10 protein-coding genes and 1 riboswitch are annotated in these 9,456 nt (G+C 63.0%); of the genes, 4 read left to right on the top strand and 6 right to left on the bottom strand.

The window, feature by feature from the left end:
- A partial coding sequence (locus KBT70_RS20275; protein WP_296638473.1) for a glutathione S-transferase N-terminal domain-containing protein occupies positions 1–669 on the bottom strand: 669 nt, incomplete at its 3' end.
- A gap of 28 nt (positions 670–697) precedes the next feature.
- Entirely contained in the window at positions 698–1,639 is a 942-nt protein-coding gene (locus KBT70_RS20270) for a DUF726 domain-containing protein (RefSeq protein ID WP_296638471.1), read from the bottom strand.
- A gap of 113 nt (positions 1,640–1,752) precedes the next feature.
- Positions 1,753–1,829, top strand: a riboswitch (SAM riboswitch).
- Between the two features lie 56 nt (positions 1,830–1,885).
- Here KBT70_RS20270 and metZ point away from each other — a divergent pair.
- From metZ to KBT70_RS20250, 4 genes are all read left to right on the top strand, one after another.
- On the top strand, positions 1,886–3,070 hold the full coding sequence (metZ, locus tag KBT70_RS20265; protein WP_296638466.1) for an O-succinylhomoserine sulfhydrylase: 1,185 nt from the start codon (positions 1,886–1,888) through the stop codon (positions 3,068–3,070).
- Positions 3,071–3,208: 138 nt separating this feature from the next.
- Positions 3,209–4,309, top strand: a complete 1,101-nt coding sequence (folE2, locus tag KBT70_RS20260) for a GTP cyclohydrolase FolE2 (protein ID WP_296638462.1) — start codon at positions 3,209–3,211, stop codon at positions 4,307–4,309.
- 167 nt (positions 4,310–4,476) lie between these two features.
- Positions 4,477–5,049 (top strand): hypothetical protein, encoded by a 573-nt coding sequence (locus KBT70_RS20255; protein WP_296638458.1) that lies wholly within the window; start codon positions 4,477–4,479, stop codon positions 5,047–5,049.
- A gap of 123 nt (positions 5,050–5,172) precedes the next feature.
- Positions 5,173–5,394, top strand: coding sequence for a hypothetical protein (locus tag KBT70_RS20250; RefSeq protein ID WP_296638454.1), 222 nt, complete (start codon positions 5,173–5,175; stop codon positions 5,392–5,394).
- A 33-nt stretch (positions 5,395–5,427) separates the two neighbouring features.
- On the opposite strand, the gene KBT70_RS20245 is transcribed toward KBT70_RS20250, so the two are convergent.
- The 4 genes from KBT70_RS20245 to KBT70_RS20230 form a co-directional block, all read right to left on the bottom strand.
- Entirely contained in the window at positions 5,428–6,039 is a 612-nt protein-coding gene (locus KBT70_RS20245) for an inner membrane-spanning protein YciB (protein ID WP_296638451.1), read from the bottom strand.
- Between the two features lie 41 nt (positions 6,040–6,080).
- Positions 6,081–6,983, bottom strand: coding sequence for an EamA family transporter (locus tag KBT70_RS20240; RefSeq protein WP_296638447.1), 903 nt, complete (start codon positions 6,981–6,983; stop codon positions 6,081–6,083).
- 76 nt (positions 6,984–7,059) lie between these two features.
- Positions 7,060–8,211 carry a signal recognition particle-docking protein FtsY gene (gene ftsY, locus KBT70_RS20235; protein ID WP_296638443.1) on the bottom strand — a complete coding sequence of 384 codons (1,152 nt, stop codon included), beginning with the start codon at positions 8,209–8,211 and terminating at the stop codon, positions 7,060–7,062.
- 69 nt (positions 8,212–8,280) lie between these two features.
- The coding region (locus tag KBT70_RS20230) for an NADH-ubiquinone oxidoreductase-F iron-sulfur binding region domain-containing protein (RefSeq protein ID WP_296638437.1) at positions 8,281–9,456 on the bottom strand (1,176 nt) is incomplete at its 5' end.

Genomic DNA, 9,456 nt, shown 5'->3' with positions numbered 1-9,456 from the left:
GTCGCTGCGGAAATCCGCTCGCTTTTCGGCATAAAGTGCGCGACCTGCTTGAACGCCGGGGCGTGCGCCCATCACATCCAGCCAGCGCGCCATATGGGGTTTGTCATCCAGCGTTTGCTGTTGGCCTTCCCACAGCGATGCCCACCCCCAGATCGCAAAATCTGCAATGGTGATATCGGGGCCTGCCACGAATTCGTGCAGCGCCAATTGCCTGTCCAGCACGGCGTAAAGACGCGCGGTTTCCGATCTGTAGCGGTCTTTGGCATAGGGCAGATCATTGGGCGGGTCCATGGCGGGGGCATATTTCAGGAAATGATGCGCTTGGCCCGCCATCGGTCCCACCCCGCCCATCTGCCACATGAGCCATTGATCGACCGCGATCTGATCACGCGCGGTCTGCCCATAGAATTGCCCGGTCTTGCGCGCCAGATATTGCAGGATCGTCCCGGATTCGAAAATATGGATCGGCGCGCCGTCCGGCCCCTCGGGGTCGGTGATCGCGGGAATACGGTTGTTGGGCGAGATGGCGAGAAATTCAGGCTTGTGTTGATCGCCGGCCCCGATGTCGATCAGGTGACAGCGATACGGCAGTCCCATTTCCTCAAGGGCGATGGAAACTTTCCAGCCATTCGGCGTGGGCCAGTAATAGAGGTCGATCGGGGCGGGCATCGGTCAGTCTCCTGCGCGTGGGTCACGCTCAGAATGACGGTTTGCGCCCCAATGGCAAGGGCAGGCGGACCTCTGGCAGGCTCAAAAGGCGCGACCAACGCGGTTCCGTCACGCAAGGCAGCGCCGCCCGGAGCGCCCCAAGCGGCAAATCCGGCCCCGCGCGCAAGAGGCTGTTGTAGAGGGCAAAGACACCGGGCCGGGTATAGGGCGACCAGTGACAGACGCGCGCGGCAGGCGGCGCAATGGCAAAGCCCGCGCGGTTGAGCGCCGCAAGCGTGCCGGGATGGTCCATCTGAAGCGTGAGAACATTGGGGCCCGTCGTCAGCGCCAGCCCAAGACTGCGATCGCCGCGCCGGGGCGCGGGGATCAGACACTCGAGCAGGAAGTCGTAAAAATCATTCTCGCGGCTGGTGATGTTGATCACCTCGGCACCGCGCCCCGCCGGGGTCTCGAGCGCCTCAGCCGCGCGCTGACCGAATTCGGCACCGGCCAGCAGGATCATGCGCTGCAACGCGCCCTCGGGCAGGTGCGCCAGCGCCGAGAGCACCACCCGCGCGCCCAAGGAATGTGCAACCGCGTGGATCGGGCGATCCGGGCGCGCGGCGCGAATCATCATGACCAGGTGCGCCAGTTGCGCCCCCGCCTCTGCGGCCGCGGCATAGGCGCGCCAGATATTGCCGCGCGCAGGCCAGCCAAACCCGATACCCAGCCCCTCATCGGTCGCACCCGCACCAAAGCCAAGCCCGGCAGGCCAGCTTCGGACCTTGAAACAGGTGCGCTGCGGGGTCAGCGAGAAGATGTGATCATGCGGACATTCGGTGGCATGGTGGGGCGCGTATTTGTAGCCATGGACCATCAGGATCACCGGCCCCGCGCCCCGCATCAGATCGGGCAGACCCTCAGCCAGATCACCGGCCCCGTCATGCAGCACCGGGCCGGTCGGCCCCGCATTGACATGGATCAGCGGCATGTCCCTCACCCCACCAGATGTTGTGGTTGAGAGCTACGCGGTGCATACGTCGTTCCGGTGACGCTTGCATGAAACCTGCGTGACAGAGTTGACGCGCGCGCAGCACAGGAGTAATCCGCATCCGTGGCGATTTGTTACCGGATTGCGGGCCACGTTAAACAAACCGCTAAAAGGTCAGGATGAAAGGCCCCTTTCGCTTGACCGCGTCGGGGCTTTTTTCATGGGCGGTTGGCCCGGAGGACGGATATGAGCGAGACTTGGCAAAAGCGCACCAAACTGGTGCATGGCGGCACGCGACGCAGCCAGTATAACGAGGTGAGCGAGGCGATCTTCCTCACCCAAGGGTTTGTCTATGACACCGCAGAGGCGGCAGAGGCGCGCTTCATCAAGGCAGGCGCGGATGAGTTCATCTATGCCCGCTATGGCAACCCCACCGTCGCGATGTTCGAGGATCGGATCGCGGCCCTTGAGGGCGCCGAAGATGCCTTTGCCACCGCGAGCGGCATGGCGGCCGTTTCGGGCGCGCTCACGTCCATGCTGCGCGCCGGCGACCATGTGGTGTCCGCCCGCGCCCTTTTCGGCTCCTGTCTTTATGTGCTCGAGGAAATCCTGACCCGCTTTGGGGTCGAGGTCACATTCGTGGACGGCACCAATCTGGACGAATGGCGCGCGGCCATCCGGCCCGGCACCAAGGCGGTGTTCTTCGAGACCATCTCGAACCCCACGCTCGACGTGGTGGATATCCGCGCGGTGGCGGATTTGGCCCACGCGGCGGGCGCGCTTGTGCTCGTGGACAATGTCTTTGCCACGCCGGTGTTTTCCCGCGCCATCGAACAGGGCGCGGATGTGGTCATCTATTCCGCGACCAAGCATATCGACGGGCAAGGCCGCACGCTGGGCGGGGTGATCCTTGGCACGCGCGATTTCATCCGCGGCACGGTGGAACCCTACATGAAACACACCGGCGGCTCGATGTCGCCCTTCACCGCCTGGGTCATGCTCAAGGGGCTCGAGACCATCGACCTGCGCGTGCGGGCACAAGCGGCAAGCGCGCAAGAGATTGCCGAGGCGTTGCAAGGCGACGCGCGTCTGGCGCGGGTGATCTATCCGGGTCTGCCTGACCATCCGCAGCATGACCTGGTGCGCGCGCAGATGGGCGAAGGCGGCACGGTTCTGGCGCTCGACCTCAAGGGCGGGCAAGAGGCGGCCTTCCGGTTCCTCAACGCGCTCGAGATTGTCATCATCTCGAACAATCTGGGCGATGCGAAATCCATCGTGACCCATCCCGCCACCACCACCCACCAACGCCTGCCTGCCGACCAGAAGGCGGCGCTTGGCATCACGCCGGGGCTGGTGCGGTTGAGCGTCGGCCTAGAGGATTGCGGCGACCTGATCCGCGACATCCAGAACGCGCTCGAGGCGGCAAACTGAGGCGTAAAGGTTTTTCAGCAATTTCCGGGGTTTGAATGATCCGCTTTGCCGCATTTGACGTAAATCCCTACGATAATGGCAATTCCTGCCGAAACCCTGTATGTAAGGGTCTGGCAGAGCGGATAGGGAAGTTTTGCGATGAATGTGCATCCGTCTGAGATGAAGCCTGCACCGGACCGGGACGAGGCCAAAGAGGCGCTGGCGCTGCTGCGCTCTTGGGCGCGCGCCGCGTCGCCCGAAGAGGTGGCCGATCTCGACCCGGCAATTGCACGGCTTTTGCCCTCGGGCGAAGTGTCGAACTATCCCACTCTGGCGCGGGATTATCCCGAGGATTTCGCCACAAGCGCCGCCTATCTGGCCAGCCTGCCCGATTTGCAGAACGGCCCGGCCTCGCTCATTCGCGGGACGCGGCAGCAGTTGCAGCATGTGGGCATTTCCAATTTCCGCCTGCCGATCCGCTATCACACCCGTGACAATGGCGATCTGACGCTCGAGACCTCGGTGACGGGCACGGTCAGTCTGGACGCGGGCAAGAAGGGCATCAACATGTCCCGGATCATGCGCAGCTTTTACAAACACGCGGAAAAGACATTCAGCGCTGATGTGATGGAGGCCGCCTTGTCGGATTACATCACCGATCTCGACTCGGTTGATGCGCGGCTGCAAATGCGCCTCTCCTATCCGGCACGCGTGCGCTCGCTGCGCTCGGGGCTGGAAGGCTACCAGTATTATGACATTGCGATGGAATTGGTGAAGAACGCGGGCATCACCCGCAAGTTCATGCATCTCGATTACGTCTATTCCTCAACCTGCCCCTGTTCACTCGAGTTGAGCGAACACGCGCGCTCTGCCCGGGGCCAACTGGCCACGCCCCATTCGCAACGCTCTGTGGCGCGGATTTCGGTGGAATTGGTCGAGGAGGATTGTCTGTGGTTCGAGGACCTGATCGAACTCGCCCGCCGCGCGGTGCCGACCGAAACACAAGTGATGGTCAAGCGTGAGGACGAGCAGGCCTTTGCCGAGTTGAACGCCGCCAATCCGATCTTTGTCGAGGATGCCGCGCGTCTCTTCTGCGAACAGTTGCTCGCTGATCCGCGCATCGGCGATTTCCGGGTCGTGGCCAGCCATCAAGAAAGCCTGCACAGCCATGATGCGGTCAGCGTGCTGACCGAGGGCGAGACCTTTGACGCCCAAAGCCTTGATCCCCGGTTGTTCCAGACCCTTATTCATGGGCGTTAAGCCCGGAAATCCGGCAAATCGGCCAAATGTTCAGCAGGAATCCGCGTAACGCTGCGAAATTGATTTGACCTATGGTCAAATTGCTGCAACGCAGCGATGCGCGCGTTATATTCCTGTCATCCGCTTGCGTTACACGCAGGCGCGCATCTGTTGAAAAGGACGAACTCATGCTTGCACCCGAACTTCCGCTGAAACTGTCCGCTGCCGGAATCCGGTTGACCGGATATATGGTCGAAAAACAGTTGCGCGTGGCGCAGGTCTATTGCGAGGCGTTTCTGAAAACTGGGATGTGGTCGCGCACCCTGACAGCCAAAGCTGCGGTGCCTGCGACCCCGGTCAAGGCCAAAGCCAAACCCAAGGCCGCCGCCGCCGCCCCCAAGCCGCGCCGCGCCACCCGCGCGCCCGCAGCCCCGGCAGCGCCCGTCGCCCCCGTGATCAAACCTGTGGTCAAACCCGCGATCAAAGCCGTGGAAAAAGCCGCCCCCGCCGTCGCCGTGAAACCGGCGCCGGTGGCCGAGGTAAAGCCCGCGCCCAAACCCACCCCAGTGGTCGCGCCCAAACCCGCACCCTTGGCCGAGGTCAAGGCCGCGCCGAAGCCCGTCGCACCCCCGGTGAGCACAGCGCAGCCCACCCCGCAGCCCACAGCGCGCGTGATCCCGGTCGATACGACCGCACCCAAGCGCCAGCCCTCGCCGCCCCCGGCCATGCCCGAGAGCACGCCCAAGGCCAAGGCCGAGTGATCCAAAAAGGCCGGGATGCACCCTCTGCAACCCGGCCATTCCGTTTCCGCGCTGGTCGTGTCAACCTGACTGACCTAGCTAGGGGACAGGGAGGAAACCAAACCACGTAAAGTGAGGTTTCCAATGGCCAATATCACAACCAATGTTTCTGCATCTCCTCTGCGCGAGGGATTGAAACGCTTTGTTGCAGCACTCGTGCGCGGGCTTGAGGCCCAAGCCGCCGTCACGTCACGCCGCAACCGGATCGAAGCACTGGAAGCGAAATCCGACGCGGAACTGGCCCGCATGGGTCTGCGCCGCGACGAGATCGCCTACCACGTCTTCAAAGACCTGTTCTACGCTTGATGTGCGACGGGGGCGGGCACCCTGCCCGCCCTGTCAGGCGTCCTTGTCGTCCTTTTCCTCGGTCGAATGATCGCGAAAGAGCGCGCCTTGCGCCATAAAGAACAGAAAGATCGCCGCAGTCAGGCCAAAGGTCTTGAAATAGACCCACATTTCCTCGGTCTGCGTGCGCCAGATCGCTTCGTTCAGCACGGCGAGGCCAAAGAAGAAGAGCATCAAGCGCCGGGTCAGGATCATCCACCCCGCATCGGTCAGCGGCATGACCCCATCCATCACATATTGCAGATAAGAGCGCCCGCGCAGCAGGCCATATCCCAGCACCCCGCCAAACAGCAGGTAGATCATCGTCGGCTTCATCTTGAAGAAGCGCGGATCGTTGAACCAGACGCTGAGACCGCCAAACACCACGATCAGCACCGCCGTGACCACCTGCATCCGGCTCAGATGCCCGGTGAGCCGCCACAATAGCCCCATCGAGAGCAGAAACACCGGGATGAACCCGGCGGTGACGACGATAAAACCCTCATACTCGGTGCCGCCGATCATAAAGACCCGGTCCTTGAGCCAGAGATAGGCGGCAAAAAAGCCCAGCACAGGGCCAAATTCCAGAACCGGCTTGGCCCATTTGGGCGGCTGCGTGTGATCCATGTCGTCAGGTTTCCTTATCAGTCACGCCGGTTGTGACGCATTCAGCCGCCAAGCTCAACTATGACCGCCCCCGCCGCGATCAAGGCCATGAGCGCAATACGTCGCGGCCCCACCGTTTCCTTGAGCACGAGCCAGCCAATCAGGGCGGCAAAAACGGTCGAGGTCTCGCGCAGCACCGCCGCCTCGCCCACCTTGTCAAGACGCGTGGCCAGCATGATCGACCCAAAGGAAAAGAACGCCACCACCCCACCCGTGACGCCGCGCAACAACAGGGGGCCTACCGCGTGCCGCTCTGGCATATTGCGCCAGCGCAGATAGGCAAAGGGCGGAATCGTCAGACCGTCCAGAAAAAAGAACCACGCAAGGAAGGTAAAGGGATCAGCCGCCGCGCGAATACCGTAGGCGTCATAGGTGGTATAGAGCGCCACAAAGAGCCCCGTCGCCACCGCCAGACCCAGCGCCAGCGGCATCGTATCGCGGTTGAGCGTGAGCGTGCGCAGGTTATAGACCGCCAGCCCGTAGATACCACAGAGAAGCACCGCGACGCCCAGCCATTGCACCGGGGTAAACAGCTCTCCGAAAATCGCATAGGCCCCGATCACGGTGAAAAGCGGCCCGGTGCCCCGCACCACAGGGTAAACAACCGTATAGGCACCGCGCGTATAGGCCATCGCCTGCAACACCTTATAGCCGATATGGATCACCACCGCGCCGGCAAAGATGGGCCACATATGCGCCTCGGGCCAGGGCACGACGAAGAGGGCAAAGGGCGCGGCCATGGCGGCATAGCTCGCATCTATCACGCCCCGGCTGAGCCAAGGATCATGCCGCCCCTTCTGCAGCGCGCCAAAAATGGCATGCAAGAGCGCCGCCAAGAGGGCAAGGGCCATGGCGAGTTGATGCCCCGCCTCGGTCCCCTCAAGCGAAATCAGCCAGGCACTCATTCAGAGGCAATGGCCTTGGGGGGCCAGCCCCCCAAACCCCCCGAGGTATTTGACGCCAGATGAATGGCGCAACCGATCATTTCCCCTCAAGCCCGGTGAGGGCGTCGGCGAAATCCTGCGGATCGAACGGGGCCAGATCGTCGATCTGTTCGCCCACGCCGATGGCATGGATCGGCAGACCGAATTTATCCGCCAGCGCCACCAGCACACCGCCGCGCGCGGTGCCGTCGAGCTTGGTCATGATCACGCCCGAGACATCGGCGAGCTTCTGAAAGGTCGCCACTTGGCTCAGCGCATTCTGCCCCGTCGTGGCATCGAGCACGAGCAACGTGTTATGCGGCGCACTTGGATCTTTCTTTCGGATGACACGCACGATCTTGGCCAGTTCCTCCATCAGATCGGCGCGGTTCTGCAACCGTCCGGCGGTGTCGATCATCAAGAGGTCCGCGCCCTCGGCCTCGGCGCGGGTCATCGCGTCATAGGCAAGACTGGCAGGGTCCGAGCCTTCGGGCGCGGTCATCACCGGCACACCGGCGCGCTGCCCCCAGACCTGCAACTGTTCGACTGCCGCCGCGCGAAACGTATCTCCGGCGGCGATCACAACGGATTTCCCCGCCGCCTTGAACTGCGCCGCGAGCTTGCCGATGGTCGTGGTCTTGCCCGAGCCGTTGACCCCCACCACCAACACCACCTGCGGGCGTTTGGCATAAATCGGCATGGGGCGCGCCACAGGCTCCATGATGCGGGCGATTTCCTGCGCAAGCAGTTCCTTGATTTCCTGCGTCGAGAGGCGTTTGCCCATGCGCCCCTCGGCCATGTTGGCGGTGACCCGCAGCGCCGTGTCCACGCCCATATCCGCCGCGATCAGCAATTCCTCGAGGCTTTCGAGCATGGCATCGTCAAGCACGCGGCGCGGTGCCGCTTCAGGCGCGGCGCGGCCCAAGAGGCGACCAAATATGCCGCCACGTTGTGCTGACGCGGGCAGATCATCGGGAATCTCGATCGGCTGCGGCGGGGCGATGCCCTCGGTGGGGGGCGGTGGCACCTCTTGCGGGGATGGCGCGACAGGGGCCTCTTGTGGCGCAGGGGCAGGCACCTCTGGCACAGGGGGCGGAACGGTTGGCGTGCTCTCTTGCGCGCGCCCGTCCTCGACAATCGCCTCCAGACCCTCTTCGAGCTTGGAAGAGGATTTGAACAACCGTTCCTTGAGTTTCGAGAAAAACGCCATGCGCCCTCCGATCCGCGTGTCAGTCCTGACCTAATGCGGATCGAAGGGAGATGGAAGCCTGCGCTTGGTTCAGATTTCGTCGGCGAAATGCTTCATCGTCAGGCGGATGGGATTGGGCGCAGCCTGTCCCAGACCGCAGATGCTGGCATCGGCCATCGCCGTGCAAAGCTCTGTCAAGAGCGGCTGATCCCAGGTATCGGCCTGCATCAGCTTGACCGCCTTTTCACAGCCCACCCGGCAGGGCGTGCATTGCCCACAGCTTTCATCCTCGAAGAAACGCAGCATATTGAGCGCCGCATCCCGCGCCCGGTCGTGATCCGAGAGCACCACCACCGCCGCCGAGCCGATAAAGGTGCCATGCGGTTGCAGCGTGTCGAAATCGAGCGGAATATCGTTCATCGACGCAGGCAAGAGGCCCGAGGACGGGCCGCCGGGCTGATAGGCCTTGAACACATGGCCCTCGCGCATGCCCCCCGCCGCCGCGATGATGTCGGTGATGGTGGAGCCTGCGGGCAGCAGATAGACGCCCGGTGTCTTGACCCGTCCCGACACCGAATAGGACCGAAGCCCCTTGCGGCCATTATGCTCGACCGTGTTCAGGATTTCCGGCCCCTCGCGCAGGATGCGCGTGACCCAGAGCAGGGTTTCGATGTTGTTGACCAGCGTGGGACGGTTGAAAATCCCCACCTGCGCCACAAACGGCGGGCGGTGACGCGGCAACCCGCGCTTGCCTTCGATCGATTCGATCATGGCACTTTCTTCACCGCAGATATAGGCACCAGCGCCGCGCCGCAGCTCGACATAGCCGGGTTCGATCACGCCCGCCGATTCCAGCGCGGCAATCTCGGTGGCGAGGATTTCGAGAACAGCCGGATATTCATCGCGCATGTAGATAAAACAGCGCGCAGCCTCGACCGCCCAAGCGGCGATCAGCATCCCCTCCAGGAAGAGATGCGGCGTCCGCTCGAGGTAATAGCGGTCCTTGAACGTGCCCGGCTCTCCCTCATCCCCATTGACGGCCAGATAGCGCGGACCGGGTTCGGCGCGCACAAAGCCCCATTTGCGCCCCGACGGGAACCCAGCCCCGCCTAGACCGCGCAGCCCGGCATCGAGCAGGGTTTGCTGCACACGCTCGAATTCGGCATCGGCATTGGGGGTGGCGCGCAGGTCCGTGAGCGTGGCATAGCCGCCCGCCGCGCGATACGCGTCAAATCCTTCGTAATCCGGCACATGGGCATGCGTATC

It is taken from the genome of Roseovarius sp. (assembly GCF_018066915.1).
GTDB lineage: Bacteria > Pseudomonadota > Alphaproteobacteria > Rhodobacterales > Rhodobacteraceae > Roseovarius.
The sequence above is the reverse complement of the archived record's forward strand: the minus strand, read 5'-3'. Positions and strand labels throughout refer to the sequence as shown.

What these genes read in the sequence shown, in the direction of transcription:
- KBT70_RS20245 (WP_296638451.1), bottom strand. Translation starts at nt 6,039, where the DNA reads ATGGATCACACGCAGCCGCCCAAATGGGCCAAGCCGGTTCTGGAATTT.
- ftsY (WP_296638443.1), bottom strand. Translation starts at nt 8,211, where the DNA reads ATGGCGTTTTTCTCGAAACTCAAGGAACGGTTGTTCAAATCCTCTTCC.
- KBT70_RS20250 (WP_296638454.1), top strand. Translation starts at nt 5,173, where the DNA reads ATGGCCAATATCACAACCAATGTTTCTGCATCTCCTCTGCGCGAGGGA.
- metZ (WP_296638466.1), top strand. Translation starts at nt 1,886, where the DNA reads ATGAGCGAGACTTGGCAAAAGCGCACCAAACTGGTGCATGGCGGCACG.
- KBT70_RS20270 (WP_296638471.1), bottom strand. Translation starts at nt 1,639, where the DNA reads ATGCCGCTGATCCATGTCAATGCGGGGCCGACCGGCCCGGTGCTGCAT.
- KBT70_RS20240 (WP_296638447.1), bottom strand. Translation starts at nt 6,983, where the DNA reads ATGAGTGCCTGGCTGATTTCGCTTGAGGGGACCGAGGCGGGGCATCAA.
- folE2 (WP_296638462.1), top strand. Translation starts at nt 3,209, where the DNA reads ATGAATGTGCATCCGTCTGAGATGAAGCCTGCACCGGACCGGGACGAG.
- KBT70_RS20255 (WP_296638458.1), top strand. Translation starts at nt 4,477, where the DNA reads ATGCTTGCACCCGAACTTCCGCTGAAACTGTCCGCTGCCGGAATCCGG.